The following is a 20190-nucleotide window of genomic DNA, read 5'->3' on the forward strand; positions in this document are numbered from 1 at the left end:
ATGCTGGCCTATATTTTTCGTCGACTGCTGCTGATTATTCCGACCCTGTTCGGCATCTTGCTGATCAACTTCGTGATCATCCAGGCCGCCCCCGGTGGCCCGGTGGAACAGATGATCGCCAAACTCGAAGGCTTTGAAGGCGCCACCAGCCGTATTGCCGGCGGCGGCGCCGAAGTCTCGGTGGCCGGTTCCAGCTACCGCGGCGCCCAAGGCCTGGACCCGGCGCTGATCAAGGAAATCGAAAAGATGTACGGCTTCGACAAGTCGGCGCCGGAACGCTTGTGGATCATGGTCAAGAACTACGCCCGGCTGGACTTTGGCGACAGCTTCTTTCGCGATGCCAAGGTCATCGACCTGATCAAGGAAAAGATGCCGGTGTCCATCTCCCTCGGATTGTGGAGCACCCTGATCATGTACCTGGTGTCGATTCCGCTGGGGATCGCCAAGGCCACCCGCCATGGCAGCCACTTCGACGTCTGGACCAGTTCGGCAATCATCGTCGGCTATGCCATTCCGGCGTTCCTGTTTGCCATCTTGCTGATCGTGGTGTTTGCCGGCGGCAGTTATTTCGACTGGTTTCCCTTACGTGGATTAACCTCCAACAACTTTGATGAGTTGAGCTGGGGCGGCAAGATCCTCGACTATTTCTGGCACCTGGCCCTGCCCGTTACCGCCCTGGTGATCGGCAACTTCGCGACCATGACACTGCTGACCAAAAACAGCTTCCTCGACGAGATCAACAAGCAGTACGTGGTCACCGCCAAGGCCAAGGGCCTGACCAACCACCGTGTGCTCTATGGCCACGTGTTCCGCAATGCCATGCTGCTGGTGATTGCCGGCTTCCCCTCGGCATTCATCGGCATTTTTTTCACCGGTTCGTTGCTGGTGGAGGTGATCTTCTCCCTCGACGGCCTGGGCCTGATGAGCTTTGAAGCGGCGATCAACCGTGACTATCCGGTGGTGTTCGGCACGCTGTTTATTTTCACCCTGCTGGGTCTGGTCGTGAAACTGATCGGCGACCTCACCTATACCCTGGTCGATCCGCGCATCGACTTCGCCAGCCGGGAGCATTGAGATGAATCTATCCCCCCTCAATCGCCGACGCTTCGAACGCTTCAAGGCCAACAAGCGTGGCTGGTGGTCGCTGTGGCTGTTTTTGATCCTGTTCGGCCTGAGCCTCGGCGCCGAGCTGATCGCCAACGACAAACCGCTGGCCGTGCATTACGACGGCAGTTGGTATTTCCCGGCTCTCAAGCGCTACCCGGAAACCACCTTTGGCGGCGAATTCCCTCTGGAAGCCAACTACAAGAGCCCGTATATCCGCGAATTGCTCAAGGCCAAGGATGCCTGGACCCTCTGGGCACCAATCCCCTTCAGCTACCAGAGCATCAACTACGACCTGAAAGTCCCGGCCCCTGCCCCGCCCTCCGCCGACAACCTGCTGGGCACCGACGACCAGGGCCGTGACGTGCTGGCGCGGGTGATCTATGGCTTTCGGGTCTCGGTATTGTTTGCCCTGACCCTGACGGTGCTCAGCTCGATCATCGGCGTGATCGCCGGCGCCCTGCAGGGCTTCTATGGCGGTTGGGTAGATCTGGCCGGGCAGCGCTTCCTGGAGATCTGGTCCGGCTTGCCGGTGCTGTACTTGTTGATCATCCTCGCCAGTTTCGTGCAACCCAACTTCTGGTGGCTGCTGGGGATCATGCTGCTGTTTTCCTGGATGAGCCTGGTGGATGTGGTGCGCGCCGAGTTCCTGCGTGGGCGTAACCTGGAATATGTACGGGCAGCCCGCGCCTTGGGCATGCAGAATGGCGCGATCATGTTCCGCCACATTCTGCCCAATGCGATGGTCTCGACCATGACCTTCATGCCATTCATTCTGACCGGCGCCATCGGTACCCTGACCGCCCTGGATTTCCTCGGCTTTGGCCTGCCCGCCGGCTCGCCGTCCCTGGGTGAACTGGTGGCCCAGGGCAAATCCAACCTGCAAGCGCCGTGGCTGGGCATGAGTGCCTTTGCCGTATTGGCAATCATGCTGAGTTTGCTGGTGTTTATCGGCGAGTCTGCTCGCGATGCCTTCGACCCGAGGAAATGAGATGAATCAGGACAATCTGATCGAAGTCCGCGACCTCTGCGTCGAGTTCGTCGTAGGCACCAGCCACCAGCGTGTGGTGGAGAACGTCAGCTTCGATATCAAGCGCGGCGAAACCCTCGCGCTGGTGGGCGAAAGTGGTTCCGGCAAGTCCGTGACGGCTCACTCGATCCTGCGCCTGCTGCCCTACCCGCTGGCGCGTCATCCTTCGGGGACGATCCAGTACGCCAACCACGACCTGCTGACCCTGAAAGAAAAAACCATCAGGCATATTCGCGGCAACCGCATTGCGATGATCTTCCAGGAGCCGATGACCTCGTTGAACCCGCTGCACTCCATCGAGAAGCAGATCAACGAAGTGCTCGGTTTGCACAAAGGGCTGACGGGTAAAGTCGCCACCCAACGCACTCTGGAACTGCTGGAACTGGTGGGCATTCCCGAGCCTCACAAACGTTTGAAAGCCCTGCCCCACGAGCTGTCTGGCGGCCAACGCCAACGGGTGATGATCGCCATGGCCCTGGCCAATGAGCCGGAACTGTTGATCGCCGACGAGCCGACCACCGCCCTCGACGTGACCGTGCAACTGAAAATCCTCGAACTGCTCAAAGAGTTGCAGGCCCGCCTGGGCATGGCGCTGCTGTTGATCAGCCACGACTTGAACCTGGTGCGGCGCATTGCCCACCGGGTGTGCGTGATGCAACGCGGTTGCATTGTCGAACAGGCCGATTGCGAAACGCTGTTCCAGTCGCCGCAGCATCCTTACACCCAGGAGCTGCTGGCCGCCGAGCCCAGCGGCTTGCCGGCCACCAATGAGGTTGGACCGCCGTTACTGGAAGTCGATGACCTGAAGGTCTGGTTCCCGATCAAGAAAGGCTTTTTGCGCAACACCATCGACTACGTCAAAGCCGTGGACGGCATCAACTTCAGCCTGCCACAGGGCCAGACCCTGGGCATCGTCGGTGAAAGCGGTTCCGGCAAGTCCACCTTGGGGCTGGCCATCCTGCGCCTGATCGGCAGCAAGGGCGGGATCCGTTTCGAAGGCCATCAACTGGACCGCCTGAGTCAGCAGCAGGTTCGACCGCTGCGCCGGGAAATGCAGGTGGTGTTCCAGGACCCGTTCGGCAGTTTGAGCCCGCGCATGTGCGTCAGTGAAATCGTCGGTGAAGGCCTGCGCATCCACAAGATGGGCAGCGCCGCCGAACAGGAGGCGGCCATTATTGCCGCCCTCAAGGAAGTCGGCCTGGACCCGCAAACCCGTCATCGCTACCCCCATGAATTTTCCGGTGGACAGCGCCAACGTATCGCCATCGCCCGTGCCCTGGTGCTCAAGCCGCGGCTGATTCTGCTGGATGAACCCACTTCGGCCCTGGACCGCACTGTGCAGCGCCAGGTGGTGGAGCTGCTGCGTCACTTGCAGACCAAATACAACCTGACGTACCTGTTCATCAGCCATGACCTGGCGGTGGTCAAGGCATTGAGTCACCAGTTGATGGTGGTCAAGCATGGGCAGGTGGTAGAGCAAGGGGATGCCAAGGCGATCTTTGCCGATCCTCAGCATGCCTATACCCGGCAGTTGCTGGAGGCGGCGTTTTTGGTGCCTGGCCCTGCCTGACCCACTGATATCGTCTTGAGCGGGCCGGGCGGCCTACGCAGCCTCGCTGGGGCTCGACAGCTGCTACGGCCTGCAAAGTACGCATAACTGTGCAATGATCTCAGCTCGAAATTGTGTGAGAGGGAGCTACAGGCATGTCGCTGAACCCCACTGATCAGTCGTCCCGGGAGCCGCTTTTCTGGCGTGACGACACGCTGCCATTCATCGAAGCGCGAACCATCGCCGATGGCCGCAAGGTTTGCTACACGCGCCATTCCCACGAGCACTTTTCCATTGGTGCGATCACGGCCGGGCAAAGCCTGTATCTACACGGCCAGGATACTTTCCAGATCAGCGCCGGCACGGTGGTGCTGATGAACCCCGGTGACGTTCACGCCTGCAATCCCCTCTACGACCAGCCCTGGTCCTATCACATGCTGTACATCGACACGCCCTGGCTGATTGATCTACAGCACCAACTGGGTTTCAGTACCGACCTGGGCTTTCGCCCCTTCACCACCACCCACACCCGGGACAGTGTGCTGTATGCCGGCTTGATCGAGCTGTATCAGTTACTGGTGGACGAGCAGGCCGAACACCTGCAAAAACAGAGTGCCATCGTGAGCTTCTTCACGGAGGTGCAACAGCGCCTGAACCCGGCCCAGACGGTGGTCCGGGAGGTCAATCACAAGCTGGAACGGGCTGCCGAGTACATTCGCGAGCACTGTACCGAAGCCTTGAAACTGGAAGATATTTGCCTGGCGGCAGAGCTGTCACCGTCCTACCTGATCCGCGCGTTCAAGCTGTATTACGGCATGACGCCCCATGCATTCCTGGTCAACCGGCGGATCCAGTTTGCCCGCACCCAACTGCGCAGCGGCCAGTTGATCGCCGATGTTGCGCTGGCGGCCGGCTTCGCTGATCAAGCGCACTTCCAGCGCACCTTCAAACAACACTTCGCCGCTACGCCAGGGCAATATCGCAGCTGATTCAAGCCAGCAGCAAATACCCCACGCTGGCCACCAACAAGGCGGCCATCGACCGATTGAACAGGCGCACGCCCTGGGGATTGTTCAGGTAGCGTCGCAGGAACGTCCCGGCGTAAGCCCAGCACGCTACCGACAGGTAGCAAATGACCAGGTAGATCGCGGCAAACAGCCAGACCTGTTGCGCGTCGCCATCGGCCACAAACAATCCCATCCCCGCCACGCAGGCCAGCCAGGCTTTTGGATTGAGCCACTGCATGACCGCACCGTAGAGCATCGACGGGGCCGTCGCCGTTCCTTCAGCCTCCAGCCGCCCGTCATCGACTGCCAGCTTGTAGGCCATGTACAACAGGAACGCCACGCCGCCCCATTGAATCAACTGGGTCAGCAACGGCCAGCGTATCAGCACCTCGTGCAGCCCCAGGCCAATCAGCACCAGCAACAGGGTGAACCCCAGGGCGGCCCCGGCCACATGCTTCTGACTGGCACCAAAACCAAAGCGCGCCCCCGAACTCAAGGCCACCACATTTACCGGTCCCGGCGTAATCGAAGTGGCCAGGGCGAAGGCGGCCATGGAGAGTATCAAGCTCATTGCGGTTCCCTTTTTGTTCTGACGATTGGAGTAGGGAACACGGTAAAGCGATGCCTGGGGCGCGTATTGAAGAAAATGCCCCTCACTCCCCTAATGCCTGTCAGTTAAGGAATGAAGGTCAGACAAACGAAGGCAATCCCGTGTGGGAGCTGTCGAGCTTTAGCGAGGCTGCGATGGCGTCGGTACTGCAAACATTGATGTTGCCTGACCCACCGCCATCGCAGCCTCGCTAAAGCTCGACAGCTCCCACCTTTGATCCCCTCTGTCTTGAGGCCCTGTGTTCGCTTAACTGACCGGCATTACCCTCACTCCCCCGTCATCCGCTCCAGGCTGTTACTCAAGTGCAGCAGCATCGCCGCCCTGGCCGCATCCGGGTCCCTGCGACGGATGGCCTTGAGGATGGCCTCGTGTTCCAGGTTCGCCAATTGCCCCAGCTTCATCAGGTCTGCGTCGCCGCGCTCCTGGGCATTGATCCGCGTACGGGGGATCACCGAGTGACCGAGGTGATAGATGACATCGGTGAAATAGGTATTGCCAGTGGCCTGTGCAATCAGTCGATGGAAGCGCACGTCGGGCTCGACGCTGCTGTCGTTGTTGGCCAGCGAGTCCTGATAATCGTCCAGTGCCTGGCGCATCTGCTGCAATTGTTCGTCCGTACGACGCAGTGCCGCCAGGGCAGCAGCCTGGGTTTCCAACCCCATGCGCAACTCCAGAATGCCGCGCACGCTGGCAACCGTGTCGTGGGTCAGGTGCAAGCCATGGCGCTCGTCCCGCGCCAGCACAAAGGTGCCCACGCCGTGACGGGTTTCCACCAGCCCCGCCGCCTGCAATTTGGAAATGGCTTCACGCACCACCGTGCGACTGACGCCGTATTCACCGACGATGGCCGACTCGGATGGCAGTTTTTCCCCGGGCACCATCTGCCCCAGGAGGATGCGCTGGGTCAGCGCCGTGACGATGTCGTGGGCCAGGCCCGGGGAACGCTTGCGAATAGGGGTGCCGCTTTCGTTTTGCATCGGGACGTCCGGTCGAGAGTGCCTGGCAATACTAGCATTCCCATGGGCCTGCGACAGCGCCAATCTTGTATGACAACCAACCAATATATCCACCATCTCAAATCAAAGCCCACGACCCAATTACGGACAAACGCCTAGAAACAACAGTGAAATCTAAGTAAATGGGGATTGCCACTTTCAAAAATCAGGTTGTATGATGTCTATCAAGTTGTCAGACATCTCCGGCAGCCAAACACATCCCCGCACAACAATAATCAGTGGGAGTTTTGCCTCGTGACCCCTTCAAGCCCTGCGACAGCTGCGCCTGCCCTCGACCCGATCCTGGCCCGCGCCATCAAGAAGGTGAAGAGCCATGTGCTCCCGCTCTTCGTGATCATGTTCATCGTCAACTACATCGACCGCGTCAACATCGGTTTCGTCCGCACCCACATGGAACATGACCTGGGCATTGGTGCAGCGGCCTACGGCTTTGGCGCCGGACTGTTCTTCATCGGTTACGCCTTGTTTGAAGTGCCGTCCAACATGCTCCTGCAAAAAGTCGGCGCGCGTATCTGGCTGACCCGGATCATGTTCACCTGGGGCATCACCGCCACCCTGATGGCGTTCATCCAGAACGAAACCCACTTCTATATCCTGCGCTTCCTGCTAGGGGTGGCCGAAGCCGGCTTTTTCCCTGGCGTGATCTACTACTTCACCCGCTGGCTGCCCGGCGTCGAGCGCGGCAAGGCCATTGCTATCTTTCTCAGCGGTTCCGCCCTCGCCTCGCTGATTTCCGGGCCGCTGTCCGGCGTGCTGCTGCAAATCACCGGCCTGGGCCTGCACGGTTGGCAATGGATGTACATCATCGAAGGCATGGCCTCGGTGCTGCTGTGCTTTTTCGTCTGGTTCTGGCTGGACTCAAAACCCCATGACGCCAAATGGCTCAGCCGCGAAGAGCAGGATGCGCTGGTCAATGAGATCGACCGCGAACAGCGTGAGCGCGACGCGGCCACCACCGTCAAGCCGACCCTGGGCAAGTTGCTCAAGGACCGCCAGATCATGCTGTTCTGCGCCTTGTACTTCTGCATCCAGCTGACCATCTACGCGGCGACGTTCTGGCTGCCGAGCATCATCAAGAAAATGGGTGACTTGAGCGACATTCAGGTGGGCTTCTACAACTCGATCCCCTGGCTGATTTCGATCATCGCTATGTACGCCTTCGCCGCCCTCGCCGGCAAGTTCAAGTTCCAGCAAGCCTGGGTCGCCACCGCCCTGCTGATTGCCGCCGCTGGTATGTTCCTCTCCACCACCGGCGGGCCGGTCTTTGCCTTTGTCGCGATCTGCTTTGCCGCCATCGGCTTCAAGTCAGCGTCCTCGCTGTTCTGGCCAATTCCCCAGGGTTACCTGGATGCGCGGATCGCTGCGGCGGTGATCGCGCTGATCAACTCCATTGGCAACCTCGGCGGGTTTGTCGCGCCGACCACCTTTGGTTTCCTGGAACAGACCACCGGCTCGATCCAGGGCGGCCTGTATGGCTTGGCGGGCACGTCAATCCTGGCGGCCATCCTGGTGTTTTTCGCCAAGACCCTGCCCAGTCCAACCACCACCCGCGTGTTGCAACCCGCCACCGCCGTGAGCAAATAAGGAATACCCCATGAACACAGAACACCAGCATCACGCCAGCAACGCCCCGATCGTCACTCACCTGGACGTTATTCCAGTGGCCGGACATGACAGCATGCTGCTCAATCTCAGTGGCGCCCATGGCCCGTTCTTCACCCGTAATATCGTGATTCTCAAGGACAGCGCCGGGCATATCGGCGTTGGCGAGGTGCCCGGTGGCGAGCGCATCCGCGAAACACTGGAAGATGCCCGCAGCCTGGTAATCGGCAAACCCATCGGCCAGTACCAGAGCATTCTCAATGCCATGCGGCGCACCTTTGCGGCCCGGGACAGTGCCGGGCGCGGCCAGCAGACGTTCGACCTGCGCATCACCATCCACGCCGTCACGGCCATGGAAGCGGCGCTGCTGGACTTGCTCGGCCAGTTCCTCGAAGTGCCGGTGGCGGCACTGCTGGGTGAAGGACAACAGCGGGACGCGGTGAAGATGCTCGGCTACCTGTTCTACATCGGTGATCGCCAGCAAACCGACCTGGCTTATCGCAGCGAAGGCGAGGCAGACGACTGGTTCCGCCTGCGTCACGAACACGCCATGACTCCCGAGGCGATCGTGCGCCTGGCGGAAGCGGCGAAGGCTCGTTATGGCTTCAACGATTTCAAGCTCAAGGGCGGCGTACTGCGCGGTGGTGAGGAAATCGAAGCCGTCACCGCCTTGGCCGAACGTTTCCCCGACGCCCGGATTACCCTGGACCCGAACGGCGCCTGGTCGTTGAAAGAAGCCATCGCCCTGTGCCGCGACCAGCACCATGTACTGGCCTACGCCGAAGACCCCTGCGGCGCAGAAAATGGCTATTCGGGACGGGAAGTCATGGCCGAATTCCGTCGTGCTACAGGACTGCCCACCGCGACCAACATGATCGCTACCGACTGGCGAGAAATGGGCCATGCGATCCAGTTGCAGTCAGTGGATATTCCCCTGGCCGACCCGCATTTCTGGACGATGCAAGGCTCGGTACGCGTGGCGCAGATGTGCCACGAGTGGGGCCTGACCTGGGGCTCACACTCCAACAATCACTTCGATATTTCCCTGGCGATGTTCACCCAGGTGGCAGCGGCTGCACCGGGAGATATCACCGCCATCGACACTCACTGGATCTGGCAGGACGGCCAGCGCCTGACCCAGGCACCGTTGCAGATTGTCGACGGCCATATCCAGGTGCCGGCCAAGCCGGGCCTGGGGGTAGACATCGACATGGACGCCGTGGCCCACGCCCACGAACTGTACAAAGGTATGGGCCTGGGTGCGCGCAACGACAGCGTCGCCATGCAGTTCCTGATTCCCGGCTGGACCTTTGATAACAAACGACCGTGCCTGGTGCGTTGAACCATTGGCCTCAAGTAGTGCCTGGCGCAGGCGGTCAATACCACATTGCCCCAGGCCTTTGACGACACTCAAGTCTTGCTGCAGGAGCGTTTGGGGAGTGCCCCAGGTATAAAAAACTTAATCCAGTTTCATTTGTTGATGGCCCTGGCTATCGCCTTAATGCTCCCACACGATTTCGTGCACTGGAGCAACAATAATGAAAAAACGCCACCCGGCACTTCAGCTCAATACCTTGGCCGTGGCGCTGGCATTTGCCTTGCCGGCCCTGAGCTATGCCAGCGATCAGTCCGACTCCAAGGGCTTTGTCGCAGACAGCAGTCTGAATATCCTCAACCGCAACATGTTCTGGAACCAGAACGGCAGCGGCACCCACACCCGAGACTGGAGCCAGGCGCTGATGGCGACCTTCAGCTCGGGCTTTACCCAAGGCACGATCGGCGTCGGCGTTGATGCATTTACCGACCTGGCATTGCGCATCGACGGGAGCACCGACCGCGCCGGCGGCCCGAACATTCCCTCCGATGCCAACGGCAATCCGGATCACGGCTACGCAAAGGCCGGTGGTGACATCAAGTTTCGCATTTCCAATACCACGCTCAAGGCAGGCGACCTGCAGCCCACAGCGCCGGTATTCGCCACCGCCGACAATTACCTGATGCCACAGACCGCCACGGGTTTTCAGGTCGACAGCCATGAGATCGCCGGCCTGAACCTGGAAGCAGGTCATTACACCTCCGGCACCGGTAACACCACCACCTCACGCAGCGGCGACATTCTCGCCAGTTATGCCGGTGTAGCCTCTCCGTCGGCCAGCTTCGCGGGTGGCAAGTACCAGTTCAGCAAGGAGTTCAGCGCATCGCTGTACGGCGCGCACCTGGAGGACATCTGGAACCAGTACTACGTCAACTTGAACCTCGTTCATCCGTTGAGCGTTGACCAATCCGTCGCGCTGGATTTCAACCTCTATCGCACCCTGGACGACGGCAGCGCCAAGGCCGGCACCATCGACACCACCGCCGCCTCGCTATCGGCTGCCTATACCCTGGGCGCACAAACCTTCACCCTGGCCGGGCAGAAGATCCATGGTGACGAGCCGTTCGACTATGTCGGCTTTGGGGATACCAACGCAGGAGTTGGCGCCGGACGCTTCGGCAACTCGATCAACCTCGCAGACTCGGTGCAGTACTCCGACTTTAACGGCCCGGGAGAAAAGTCCTGGCAGATGCGTTATGACCTGGACATGAGCACCTTCGGCGCCCCTGGCTTGAGCTTCATGGCCCGGCATATTCGTGGTTCTGGCATCGACGGTACGCATACCGCAGGCAACTCGGCCTACGCTGGGGTTTATGGTGCCAACGACCAGGAACACGAAACCGATGCCGAGGTGAAATACGTGGTTCAGAGCGGTCCGGCCAAAAAGCTGACCTTTCACCTGCGGGAGGCTTGGCACGATGGCGATGCTTCCACCGGGGGGCATTTGGTGCAGACGCGCCTGATTACTGAGTATCCGTTGAATATTTTCTGAGTTGGCTGGAGAAGATCAACTGTAGGAGCTGTCGAGCCCCGGCGAGGCTGCGATAGCGGCGGGTCAGACAGCATCGATGTTGGCTGTGCCGACGCCATCGCAGCCTCGCCGGGGCTCGACAGCTCCCACTGGGATTTCACTTCGCCGGCCAGGTCTTCAACCCTGGCCAAATGTGACGCGCCAGCTACCCCCTACACACATCCCGACCTCCGCCATCCATTCCGAAAAAACGGGATAACCGCATCAACAGCTCTCGTAAGGTTTAAAAACGAGCCACAACGCAGGCCTGAAACAACCCTGTCAGAAAGTTTATCTACCGGAGAACGAACCGCCACCCTCCCTCAGCCAGGATGCGCCCAAGCCTGAGGTCAAAGCCCCGACCAGCAGGCCTGCACGCTTATCAATCATTCCTGCCCGAGGCTCGACCCACCATGACCCGCGCCCTCTCCCCCCAAGCCAATTTCAGTATCGCCCTGGTCAATTACAAATCCCTGGAGTTGACCAGGATGTGCCTCGACCTGTTGCAAGAAGGCCTGCAACACAGCGGTGTACCGATTTTTGTGGTGGACAACGACTCGGGCGACGCCAGCACCGAATTCTTGCGCACCCGCCAAGGTATCCGGTTGATCGAACGCAAGAGTGTGGGCCCGGAAGCAGGCAGCATGGCCCATGGCAAAGCGCTGGACTGCGCGCTGGAGCAGGTTGAGACCGAGTACGTGTTCCTGCTGCACACCGACACCTTCATCTACGACCCCAGCGTATTCACTCGAATGCTCGAACGCTGCAAGGGCGCTAAAGAGGTGGCCGCCGTCGGCTGCCTGGAACAACTCGACCGTGGCTTGCTCCGAAGCGCGTGGCGCCTGGGCTCGCGCTTTCTCAAGCACTACACCCGCCGCAGCCTGCGGGCAATGGGTCTGAACGCCAGGGAGCCAAAGCCCTTCCAGGAAACCCACTTGAAGAGCTTTTGTACCCTGTGGAATGTCCGACTGATGAAACAGCACGGGCTGCGCTTTCAAATGGATGACCGCAACCCCGGCTACGAACTGCAAGACCGTATGAGCGCCTTGGGCTACCGGATCGACGTGCTGTCCCCGCGTACGCTTTTCCGTTACCTGGACCATATCCAGAGCGGAACGGTAGCGGCCATGGGCGGTTATGCCGGTAATCACCGACGCAGCAGAATGTATAAGCGACTGACGGCCCTGACCTCGTTACCCAAACAACCGTTCTGGGTTCACTGAAGCACGCAAGGGCAGGCAGGCCGGGCCACCGGCCTTACAGGAAGTCGCCCTTGAGCAAGCGCAGCTCCAGATACTGCAGCAACATGATGGTCTTGCCGTCGACAATCGTGCCGTCGGCCACCTGTGCAATCGCCTGGTCAAACCCCAGCTCCAGCACTTCGATGTCCTCACCCTCTTCTTCCAGTCCGCCACCCTCTCCCACCCGATCACCCGGCCGGTATTCACCGATAAAAAAGTGGATTCGCTCAGTCACCGAGCCGGGACTCATGAAGGCCGAGTAGATCTTCTCGACATGACTCACCCGGTAGCCCGTCTCTTCCTCGGCCTCCAGGCGAATGCGCTCCTCGGGGCTGGCATTGTCCAGCAAGCCCGCAGCGGCCTCGACCAGATAACCCTCGTAACCGTTGACGAAAGTCGGCATGCGGAACTGGCGGATCAGCAATACCGTGCGCTGCTCGCGGTTATACAACAGGATCGTCGCGCCATTGCCACGGTCGTAGACCTCACGGGTCTGCGCTTGCCAACTGCCGTCACGGCGGCGCAGGTCGAAGCTGTATTTTTTCAGCACATACCAGTTGTCGGAGAGGGTTTCTTCAGCAGTGATGCGAACGGGGCTGTTGTCCATGGGCAGGCCTTTGGTCGTGGGGTGGGGAGCATGTCGGTCCAGGCCCGCCAACGTCAAGTTATCGATAGCGCAGGCAGGCGGCGGCCCGCGTATACGGCTACAATCGCGCGCCATTGTCCTGTCGTAACGGGTCTAACTTCACAGTGCGTTTTGCGGGGTCAAGGAAATGATGCTGCACATTCCGACGCTACTCATGGTTTCGGTGTTTGTTTTTTGCCTGATGGGGCTCTTGACCGTTCACGCCTGGACTCGCGTACGGGAGCCAGCGCTGGGCTACCTGGGCGTAATGCTGCTGCTCGCCTCTCTGGGTACGCTGCTTATCGTGGTGCGCGGTATGGGCATGGATTTCGTCGCACTGATCCTTGGCAACGTGGTGTTGCTGCTGAGCGCGGCGATGAACTGGACGGCCATGCGTGTGTTTGTACAGCGCAAGCCCAGTCTGCCCGGGATCCTCGCAGGGCCTGGCCTGTGGCTGGTGATGTGCCTCGCACCAGCGTTCTACGGTTCGATGTCTGCCCGGGTCACGCTGTATTCGCTGCTAGCGGCCAGCTATGGCGTGCTGTCGGCACTGGAGCTGTGGCGCAACCGCCATACCCTCGAAGTCGCCTACCTGCCGGCCTTGGTGCTGACCCTCCTGCACACGGGTTTCTACGGTGTGCGCACGGTGATCGATCCGGGCCTGCCGATAGAAAGCGAACATACCGTGGGCGGTGAAGGCGTGCCGTTTTTCTCCTTCATGTTGTTCGAGTCCATGTTGTATGCCATCGGCATCGCTTACGTCACCCTGGCGATGGTCAAGGAGCGGGCCGAACTCAGGTTCAAGGCCGCCGCCTTCAGCGACGTGCTGACAGGGATTGGTAACCGTCGGGCCTTCATGCTCTACGGTATTCAACTGTTGGCCGTCCGGGCCCGCGCGGACAAACCCGTTGCCCTTCTGCTCTGCGACCTGGACCGTTTCAAGCGGTTGAACGACAACTTCGGCCATCCCATGGGCGATCAGGCGTTGATCGCGTTCAGTCAGGTGGCACGGGAAGCCCTGGGCAAGCACGACCTGTTGGCCCGTATTGGCGGAGAAGAATTTGCGTGCCTGCTGGCCGATACCGATGAAACCCGCGCGATTGAGGTGGCCGAGCGCATACGCCTGGCTTTCTACAGCCTCGACCTGCTGGCGCCGGGCTTCCTGAGCGTGAGCATTGGTATCGTGACCACAACAGCGGCGAACGATGACCTGTCACGCCTGCTCTCCCACGCCGATCAGGCACTGTATTGCGCCAAGGATCAGGGGCGCAACCGGGTACAGGTGGCCGCGTTGCCTGCCCTGCGGCTGTAACACTTTGCAAGCAATGCAGGATGACGACTGTCGAAATGTTTCCTGCATGACCGGGGCATCTGTTAAAACCCGTGCTTCGCTTGCGCCCTGGAGCCTTCATGTCCTCACGCCTTCTGGCCCGCCTCGGCCTTCGCTGGTTTCCCTTGCTGTGCATGGCCGTCTTGATCATTGGCTTGCCAGTTGGCTGCGCGGTTCTTCAGCACAAAGAACGGGAATTGGTATTTCGCATTGAGCCCGGCACCGCCAGTTGGTACAGCGGCCTGCCACGGGACGTGCAGGAATTCGAACTCAAGCCCGCCAGCTTCAAGTCGGGGCAGAATATTCATGGCTGGTGGTGGCCGGCTGCGCAGAAAAATGCGCCGGCAGTGCTTTACCTGCATGGCGTGCGCTGGAACCTCACCGGTCAGTTGTTCCGTATTGAGCAACTGCATGCCCTCGGCTTCTCGGTGCTGGCCATCGACTACCGTGGATTCGGCCAGAGCCACGGCGATCTGCCATCAGAAACCAGTGTCTACGAAGACGCCCGCATCGCCTGGGAGCGCTTCAAGGTGCTGCAACCCGATCCGAACAAACGCCTGATCTACGGTCACTCCCTGGGTGGCGCAGTGGCCGTCGACCTGGCGGCCGAGCTGGGTAAGCAGGCGGCCGACAACCATATGCCGGCCCCGGTGCGAGGGTTGGTCATCGAGTCCACCTTCACCTCGCTGGCGGATGCTGCCACGGCGGTCGCCAACACCTCCCTGCCGGTGCGCTGGTTGCTGTCGCAGAAGTTTGATTCCATCGACAAAATCGCCGATATCCACATGCCATTGCTGGTGGTCCACGGCCTGGATGACCGCTATGTACCGCCGCGTTTCAGCGAAGCACTGTTCAAGGCCGCCCAGGAACCCAAGCGCCTGTTACTGGTGCCCGGTGCCAGCCACAACAACAGCATGAGCCTGGCGGGTCGCAGTTATCGCCAGGCGCTGGATAACCTGATGAAGTCAAAGACTCCCGCACAAGTGGCCGGGCCCGCGCGCGCATCTTCCACAGGCCCGACCGGCGACTCATAAACCCGCATTCCGGCACCAATGTTGCCGATACCTGTCAAGCGTAAGCCCACGCCATACTGGCTCGCAGCAGAAGTTGATCAAATATTAACCTGACGTTAAATCGCCATCCCTGCCGGGCTCCGGCAGGGTTATCCACAGAGATACCCACGGTTTTCGTGGACAACTCTTTTCACGTTTTTACGCTGTTTTTATTCCGGGAACGTCCCCGGCAGCAAAATATCCCGCGTGACCTGGCGAATATCGTTATACCCACACAACGCCATCGACACGTCCAACTCCCGGGCAATGATGTCCTGCGCCTTGACGACGCCCGCCTCTCCCTGAACCGAGCCCAGAGAGCAACCGGCGACCCCGTAGGTCACCAGTATTGCTGCCTGCCCAGGCGAGGAATCGACTGCGTGACACTCAGAAACAGTGGCTCGGCCAGCCGGGTGCTGATCCGCGCGTAGTACACCGCCACCACCCGACTCTCGGGCATATCCACCAGGCTGCGAAAGCTCAGGTAGCGTTGCTCGGGCAATTTGAGATGCGCAGCGCTGTAGTTCGCGTTGGGCGTATCCTGCGCCGGGTAATGAAAATGCGCATAGGCCACGACCCTTTTAGTCTTGTCCCGGATCACGTACTCCTGCAGGTAATCGTTATCGTGCTTGAGCTTGATGCGGCCCTCCACCAACAGGATATCGATCTGCCCCTGGCTTTTGAGGTAATCGATCCTGGATTCTTCAGGAGGGTTGCGCAGGATGATCGCGATACGCACCTGCCGCCCTTGCTCCATCAACCGTGCAGATGCCTGCTCAAGGGCTGCCAGCAGTTGCTCCACCGATGGATCTGGCTGCTTGCCTTGCGCCCTCAGGGTGTCACCCACTTTTGCGGCCACATCGTCCATGGCGCCGGCCAAGTGGGCCAACTGTTCTTGCGCACTGATCGGCGCATTGGAGGACTGCGCCTCCTTGTTCACCTGGCGACTGACAACCGCCTCTTTGTCCAGCAGCATCCGGGCATCCATTTGCAGCTTGCGCAGTGACCGCGCAGGCCGCACCACCGGACTGGCTGCGTCGACGACCGGCTCCCATTCGTCGGGGCCTGGGCCCTGGCGAAAACTGGCCAGCGGTGTATGGTCCACGGGATCGCTGACGTCCACGATCTCGCCCAACGCATCAGGCGTCTGCGGGCGTACACGCCCCGCCAAAAGCCGATTCTTGCGGTCGCGCACAAGGCGCCTGCTCGCATCTCGGGGCTGCGCGGGAACGGGCCTGGGAACGGTCTCGGCAGCCTGCTCCGTGAGGGCCAGGGCCAATGTATGCTGGGCTTCCTGGCGCACACCATCAATCTGGCGATACAGCCCCCTGATCATCTCCCGGTCAATCAGGTCGGACACACTATCGCCATAAAAACGCAGCCACGCCTGGGCATCCGTGTACTCCTGCACCAGCCCCTCCAGCCCCTGGATTCGCTGCTCCAGGCTAACGAGATCGGAGGTTTGCAAGGTCTTCTGTGAACACGCCGCCAGCACGACCTGATCGCCCAGCCGCTTGAGGTCCACGAAGTCGTCATACTCTTGCGGTTGTGGACGTCGACGCAGGACCAACCCCTGGTACACCTTTAACTGCATGGTCTTCCAGTCCAGGGGGGTTGACGGCGACGCAGGAATATTTGCCAAAGGACTCGCTGCCAGGTCGAATCCCGGCACATTCAGCAACTCACCAAAGCGCGCCAACTCCAGGACGCTCAGATCAATCAACTGATCGTTGAACCCGGCGACTTTCTCCAGGTAACCATGCATCGCTTCGTGCGCGGATTGCGCCTGTGCCGGATCGTCATCATCGAGCTGCGAAATCCAGGCCTGGCGTTGCGCCTCAGTCGGGCCGGCCGCCTTGCGCTGCAGAATCAACAACGCCATTTGCTCGCGCAAATTCTCCACCTGCGGCTCAAACTGCTGGATCAATTCAGTTTCGAAGCCGCTCATGGGTTTGTTGGTGTTTCTCGCCTTGAGCACGTCCATTTTGTCGAACTGAACCCGACTTGTATCCTGCAATTCCTTCAGATAACGCGTGGCGACAGCCTGCCGTTGCGGGTCGGTAAACTCTTCTTGATGGGATTTATGGGCACGTTCATAGAGGTTGAGAGCGGCAGTGACCCCACGCTCGGCATTGACCAGTCGGGTGGTCAGGTCTTGATAACGCTTGTCGAGTTCCACGCTAAAGCGGCGGTTCTTCTCATGGTGAGCAGCAGCAGTAGACTTCTTCGGCCCGCCACCGCGCAAGCGCATGCCAAGGTCGAAGTCCCATAGATCGTTAAGCCCCCGCCTGAGCCAAGGCCCCCAGCGCCCTCGTTGTTTCAGGTCAACCACCCTCAATTCACCTTCAAAGAGGTCGACAGGATAGAACCCGCCCTGAATGACGGCATGATGATGCCACTTCTGCGGCCCGACATTGACCCGCACCAGCCCACGGGCCGGCCCTGTTGTTTCAATATTGGCGGGAATATTCGGCCACGCTTGCCCAGGCTCCGGGCGCCATTTGAACGTCTCGACCTGCGCCATCTGGGACGAGGACAATCGCTGGTTGGCATTGGCCCATGAAAAGTCCATCTCGGTGACATCACCTGAAATACGACGCCATGGGAAACTCACGGCAACCGGCTTTGGAATCGCTTCTGGAAGACGGCTGATACCCGGCTTCGCCTCACTAAGGCCCAGCCGCTCATCCAGCACCATCACACGGCTCATGAGCAACCCCGAAAGGCTCGCAATCAGTTCACTCACCACTGCCGCGCGCTCAGCCTGATCGGCATCCTGGGGTAAGGCCACAAAGGCTTGAGTGCTGGCCAGTACCTGTGTCAACCAGCCGGCGACTGCCACCGGCCCCCGCAACAGCGGCAAGAGCACATTAAACAACTGCCAGAGATCATTCTTGAAGAGCGTCCAGCGCAGCTCTTCATTGGAAACCGATTGCCGGTCGGCTTGTAACCACAGGCTGCGGGCATTTTCCTTGAAGACCTCGTCGAGGAATCCCTCCGGCATAACGAGATCACTGAGTAGCGCAGGGCTCGTCGACGCGATAGGCCCATACTCATCCCCTTGCAGAAAACGCCCTGAATGAGGAGTGAGAAAACCGCCATTGTCGAACAGCACCCGGCTGCGCTCGGACATACTGCTGAGGACAATACGCTGTAGCTCACTGCCCGAGCGCAGGACTTCCTCCAGCAACGCCTGGCGACTGCTGAATTGAATGAACGCCTGCACACTCGAGGGGTGATAAAGAATATGTGGCAAGGCGCTATTGTCCCGAGGGCCGATCACAAACAGGTTGGACGCCCGGTGCGCCCTCCCGCCGGAATGCTCAAGAATATCCAGGCGGCGAGCCACAATCGGCTCGCCGTCGACTACGCGCAACGCGGCGGTGGGTTGCACCATGGCCTGCACCACCCGATAGCCGGACGTGGTGAGCCCACCCAGTCCGCGTATAACCGACTCAAGGGCCAACATCGGCAGTTGCACGCTCATCTGCTCGACGAACAACCGCCGGCGGCGGGCGGACTCCACAGGGTCGAGGATCAGGCTGTCCTTGATCAGCAGCGGATAGTGTTTGCCAATGTCCACAGTGGGGATGAGGCGTTTGAGATACGCCTCGGTGACCTTCCGGGCAGGCTTGCCATCGGGGGATGCCTGGTTGCGGATATCAAGACGTGCATAGGGCGTTACAAACGGGTTCTCCAGGGACCATTGAGTCAGCGTCCGCGACACGCTTTCTGTCCAGCCCACCGTCGCCCCCTGGGTACGCACAAACGTCAGGACATAATCATCCGGGTTGATCACCCCCTCCTGAGGATGGTCCAGTGCCATTTGACGCTGCAACGCCTTGCGAGCGTAAACATCGATCGGATCAATGCCATCCAGAAAACCCGCCCCGCTCGCTCGCTGCTGGACATCCGCCAACCGCCCAAGCCAATGACCGTAGGTCTGCCGATCAAGGCTTGAGCCTGTCTGCAACCACAACGGGAGTTGCTCTTCGCTGAGCGCCCGGCCAACGTCGGGGTCAAACCACGCCAGGGGTGACGTCAACGTGCTGAACAACTGCTTATAACTGGCGACCCGTGGAAACTGCGTCCAATCGATCAGCGACAGATCCCGCAGCTGTTTCTCCAGCAGGCTCTGGGCCAGGCTATCGAAAACATCGCCCTCAGGCTCCTTGAGGGACCACTGAATGGGTTCTCCGGGCGGGTAGTGACTCATATAACGCGGGAGCAAACGGCCTAACTGCTCCTGCGAATCGACCCTGAACAGATCCGTGACCGGACTGTAAACATGGAATGCATCGGCGCCCGCCCCGGTTATTTGAAAGACCAGCAGCGCCAGCCACTGTCCAGGCTGCGTGCCACTGGCCGCATAGACCTGATAGACAGGGAGCCCACCGAACCGCTGTCGATCAGCCTTGAGCGGATAAATCTCGCCCAACCGCCGCTGTTGCGATTCACTGAGCAGTGGAGTCTGGCGCGCGGTCTTCAGGCACTTGCGCAGCTGCTCGCTGACCACGCGCCAGCGGGTCGATATGGGGTCCTCCTGGGAAATGCCATTCCAGTACTCCACCAACCGTGCCTGGAACCCGGGAACCAGTGCGGATGCCAACGTGTTGAGCATGAATTCAAGGTCATCCACCGACATCAGCGTAGCGGCCGGTTTCACACTGTCGCGCACGGCCCCCACCAGCACTTGATGATGGCCTGGCGTGTAGTTCAGCGGTCGCTTGCTCATGCAGCGCAGGATCAAGGCCTCACTGAGGGACATCAGTGGATCGTAGGCCACAACATCGCCCGTACGCTGCATCACGCCAATCCACAATGCACTGGCCTTCAACGTTGAGTCCGGGTACCCGTCCTTGATCCACTCATTGATCAGGGACTCGGCCACGTCCTCCAACCGAGGACGGTCCGCGAATACTTCGGCCACGTGATCACGGGACAGGCGAATCTGTTCAAACATTAGCTCGGGCTTGCTCATAAGGCATTCCTGGTGTCATGGAACGCCAAACGATAGCGTGGGAGCCCTCACTCGCTGGGGTAGATGAATAGGCCTGCCTGCACAGATAACGCATAAAAGCGCATTGTTTTTTACGAACTACGTCGATAATCTTGCATAAACAAGCATAAGCAGGCTTA

General features: G+C 59.9%; 14 protein-coding genes and 1 pseudogene. 10 read left to right on the forward strand and 5 right to left on the reverse strand.

The genetic code is table 11. The features are described from left to right. From GNF76_RS14800 to GNF76_RS14815, 4 genes are all read left to right on the forward strand, one after another. Nucleotides 1–1074, forward strand: a complete 1074-nt coding sequence (locus GNF76_RS14800; protein WP_155583891.1) for a microcin C ABC transporter permease YejB — start codon at nucleotides 1–3, stop codon at nucleotides 1072–1074. A 1-nt stretch (nucleotide 1075) separates the two neighbouring features. Then, complete coding sequence (locus GNF76_RS14805) at nucleotides 1076–2095, forward strand: ABC transporter permease (protein WP_155583892.1); 1020 nt, start codon at nucleotides 1076–1078, stop codon at nucleotides 2093–2095. A gap of 1 nt (nucleotide 2096) precedes the next feature. Then, nucleotides 2097–3704, forward strand: coding sequence for an ABC transporter ATP-binding protein (locus tag GNF76_RS14810; RefSeq protein ID WP_155583893.1), 1608 nt, complete (start codon nucleotides 2097–2099; stop codon nucleotides 3702–3704). Between the two features lie 134 nt (nucleotides 3705–3838). Further along, nucleotides 3839–4672: an AraC family transcriptional regulator gene (locus GNF76_RS14815; protein WP_155583894.1), complete on the forward strand. Its 834-nt coding sequence runs from the start codon at nucleotides 3839–3841 to the stop codon at nucleotides 4670–4672. 1 nt (nucleotide 4673) lies between these two features. Here the strand turns inward: GNF76_RS14815 and GNF76_RS14820 are convergent, their stop codons facing one another. Together GNF76_RS14820 and GNF76_RS14825 are read right to left on the reverse strand one after the other, a co-directional pair. Continuing rightward, the gene (locus GNF76_RS14820) at nucleotides 4674–5261 is read right to left on the reverse strand and encodes a LysE family translocator (RefSeq protein WP_155583895.1); all 588 of its coding nucleotides are present in this window, start codon (nucleotides 5259–5261) and stop codon (nucleotides 4674–4676) included. Between the two features lie 305 nt (nucleotides 5262–5566). Then, nucleotides 5567–6277: a FadR/GntR family transcriptional regulator gene (locus GNF76_RS14825; protein ID WP_155583896.1), complete on the reverse strand. Its 711-nt coding sequence runs from the start codon at nucleotides 6275–6277 to the stop codon at nucleotides 5567–5569. 273 nt (nucleotides 6278–6550) lie between these two features. On the opposite strand from GNF76_RS14825, the gene GNF76_RS14830 reads away from it, so the two are divergent. From GNF76_RS14830 to GNF76_RS14845, 4 genes are all read left to right on the forward strand, one after another. Next, nucleotides 6551–7900: an MFS transporter gene (locus GNF76_RS14830; protein ID WP_178123343.1), complete on the forward strand. Its 1350-nt coding sequence runs from the start codon at nucleotides 6551–6553 to the stop codon at nucleotides 7898–7900. 10 nt (nucleotides 7901–7910) lie between these two features. After that, nucleotides 7911–9260 carry a glucarate dehydratase gene (gudD, locus tag GNF76_RS14835; RefSeq protein WP_155583897.1) on the forward strand — a complete coding sequence of 450 codons (1350 nt, stop codon included), beginning with the start codon at nucleotides 7911–7913 and terminating at the stop codon, nucleotides 9258–9260. A 196-nt stretch (nucleotides 9261–9456) separates the two neighbouring features. Then, on the forward strand, nucleotides 9457–10785 hold the full coding sequence (locus GNF76_RS14840; protein WP_155583898.1) for an OprD family porin: 1329 nt from the start codon (nucleotides 9457–9459) through the stop codon (nucleotides 10783–10785). Nucleotides 10786–11216: 431 nt separating this feature from the next. Next, nucleotides 11217–12026 carry a glycosyltransferase gene (locus GNF76_RS14845; RefSeq protein ID WP_155583899.1) on the forward strand — a complete coding sequence of 270 codons (810 nt, stop codon included), beginning with the start codon at nucleotides 11217–11219 and terminating at the stop codon, nucleotides 12024–12026. A 34-nt stretch (nucleotides 12027–12060) separates the two neighbouring features. Here the strand turns inward: GNF76_RS14845 and GNF76_RS14850 are convergent, their stop codons facing one another. Beyond that, the gene (locus tag GNF76_RS14850; RefSeq protein WP_155583900.1) at nucleotides 12061–12651 is read right to left on the reverse strand and encodes an NUDIX domain-containing protein; all 591 of its coding nucleotides are present in this window, start codon (nucleotides 12649–12651) and stop codon (nucleotides 12061–12063) included. Nucleotides 12652–12817: 166 nt separating this feature from the next. Here GNF76_RS14850 and GNF76_RS14855 point away from each other — a divergent pair, with 166 nt between their 5' ends. Both GNF76_RS14855 and GNF76_RS14860 read left to right on the forward strand, forming a co-directional pair. Next, nucleotides 12818–13981 (forward strand): GGDEF domain-containing protein, encoded by a 1164-nt coding sequence (locus tag GNF76_RS14855; RefSeq protein WP_155583901.1) that lies wholly within the window; start codon nucleotides 12818–12820, stop codon nucleotides 13979–13981. Between the two features lie 98 nt (nucleotides 13982–14079). Continuing rightward, on the forward strand, nucleotides 14080–15033 hold the full coding sequence (locus GNF76_RS14860; RefSeq protein WP_155583902.1) for an alpha/beta hydrolase: 954 nt from the start codon (nucleotides 14080–14082) through the stop codon (nucleotides 15031–15033). Between the two features lie 188 nt (nucleotides 15034–15221). Here GNF76_RS14860 and GNF76_RS14865 read toward each other — a convergent pair. Then, nucleotides 15222–15384 (reverse strand): annotated as a pseudogene (locus GNF76_RS14865) (alpha-hydroxy-acid oxidizing protein); the annotation flags it as partial. Between the two features lie 7 nt (nucleotides 15385–15391). Then, nucleotides 15392–20032, reverse strand: a complete 4641-nt coding sequence (locus GNF76_RS14870) for a dermonecrotic toxin domain-containing protein (protein ID WP_155583903.1) — start codon at nucleotides 20030–20032, stop codon at nucleotides 15392–15394. Nucleotides 20033–20190: the final 158 nt, after the last annotated feature.

It is taken from the genome of Pseudomonas spelaei, assembly GCF_009724245.1.
Lineage (GTDB): Bacteria > Pseudomonadota > Gammaproteobacteria > Pseudomonadales > Pseudomonadaceae > Aquipseudomonas > Aquipseudomonas spelaei.

Excerpts from the sequence above, each read along its gene's own strand:
- GNF76_RS14800 (WP_155583891.1), top strand. The coding sequence starts at position 1 with ATGCTGGCCTATATTTTTCGTCGACTGCTGCTGATTATTCCGACCCTG.
- GNF76_RS14805 (WP_155583892.1), top strand. The coding sequence starts at position 1,076 with ATGAATCTATCCCCCCTCAATCGCCGACGCTTCGAACGCTTCAAGGCC.
- GNF76_RS14810 (WP_155583893.1), top strand. The coding sequence starts at position 2,097 with ATGAATCAGGACAATCTGATCGAAGTCCGCGACCTCTGCGTCGAGTTC.
- GNF76_RS14815 (WP_155583894.1), top strand. The coding sequence starts at position 3,839 with ATGTCGCTGAACCCCACTGATCAGTCGTCCCGGGAGCCGCTTTTCTGG.
- GNF76_RS14820 (WP_155583895.1), bottom strand. The coding sequence starts at position 5,261 with ATGAGCTTGATACTCTCCATGGCCGCCTTCGCCCTGGCCACTTCGATT.
- GNF76_RS14825 (WP_155583896.1), bottom strand. The coding sequence starts at position 6,277 with ATGCAAAACGAAAGCGGCACCCCTATTCGCAAGCGTTCCCCGGGCCTG.
- gudD (WP_155583897.1), top strand. The coding sequence starts at position 7,911 with ATGAACACAGAACACCAGCATCACGCCAGCAACGCCCCGATCGTCACT.
- GNF76_RS14840 (WP_155583898.1), top strand. The coding sequence starts at position 9,457 with ATGAAAAAACGCCACCCGGCACTTCAGCTCAATACCTTGGCCGTGGCG.
- GNF76_RS14845 (WP_155583899.1), top strand. The coding sequence starts at position 11,217 with ATGACCCGCGCCCTCTCCCCCCAAGCCAATTTCAGTATCGCCCTGGTC.
- GNF76_RS14850 (WP_155583900.1), bottom strand. The coding sequence starts at position 12,651 with ATGGACAACAGCCCCGTTCGCATCACTGCTGAAGAAACCCTCTCCGAC.
- GNF76_RS14855 (WP_155583901.1), top strand. The coding sequence starts at position 12,818 with ATGATGCTGCACATTCCGACGCTACTCATGGTTTCGGTGTTTGTTTTT.
- GNF76_RS14860 (WP_155583902.1), top strand. The coding sequence starts at position 14,080 with ATGTCCTCACGCCTTCTGGCCCGCCTCGGCCTTCGCTGGTTTCCCTTG.
- GNF76_RS14870 (WP_155583903.1), bottom strand. The coding sequence starts at position 20,032 with ATGAGCAAGCCCGAGCTAATGTTTGAACAGATTCGCCTGTCCCGTGAT.